At 42.0% G+C, this 915-nt stretch carries 1 protein-coding gene; it reads right to left on the bottom strand.

Annotated elements, in window-relative coordinates; translation table 11 throughout:
• Positions 1-93: 93 nt before the first annotated feature.
• A partial coding sequence (locus tag HC175_RS15330) for a 4Fe-4S dicluster domain-containing protein (protein WP_168139336.1) occupies positions 94-915 on the bottom strand: 822 nt, incomplete at its 5' end.

The raw sequence follows: 915 nt of genomic DNA, 5'->3' as shown, positions 1-915 counted from the left end.
TACCTTCAGCCATGAATTGAGCCATTGTTGGAACTTGAATATTTTCTGCCATTATATTTTATGTTGCAGCCTCAAAAAGGCCGGTTTTCTAATTTAATTTTCGTTTGCCCAGTTTAGCCTGTCCATTTGGTTATATGGCCAGGGTGCACCATTGTTCTCGATGTTGGTCATTGCATTATTAAGATCTGCAGGGCCTGCACTTTGCTCCATCATTAGATACCTTCTCATTTCGACAATGATCGATAAAGGATCGATACCTACAGGACATGCTTCAATGCACATTTGACAGGTGGTACATGCCCACAGCTCCTCTCTTAAAATGTAATCATCAAGCAACTGTTTCCCGTCATCAACAAATTGTCCGTTTTTATTGATATTCGCACCCACTTCTTCAAGTCGGTCTCGGGTATCCATCATGATTTTACGGGGAGATAACAATTTTCCTGTGTTATTTGCAGGACATTGATCTGTACACCTTCCACATTCTGTGCAGGTGTATGCATTCAGCAGCTGTACCCTATTCAGGTCAAAAACATCAGACGCTCCAAATTTTTCAGGTTCACCTTCATCTCCTTCAGCTTCAGTTTCTGCAGGGGCAGCAAAAGGATCGGCATCTGGATCCATCATCAATTGTACTTCTTTGGTAACAGCGTCGATATTATCAAATTCAGCCTTCGGTCTTATCTTGGAGAAATATACGTTTGGAAAAGCCAGCAGTATGTGCAGGTGCTTTGAGTAATAAAGGTAATTAAGGAAGAATAGTATTCCGAGGATATGCAACCACCAGGCGGTTCTTTCAATTATAATAAGAGTAGAATCGGTAAACCCTTCAAAAAGGGGTAACAGCAAGCCACTTACCGGAAAAGCTCCGGCAATTTCTCCCCCTGCCATGGCATAATGATTGGCTCCGTTTAA

The sequence above is a fragment of the Salinimicrobium oceani genome, from assembly GCF_012037645.1.
The sequence above is the reverse complement of the archived record's forward strand: the minus strand, read 5'-3'. Positions and strand labels throughout refer to the sequence as shown.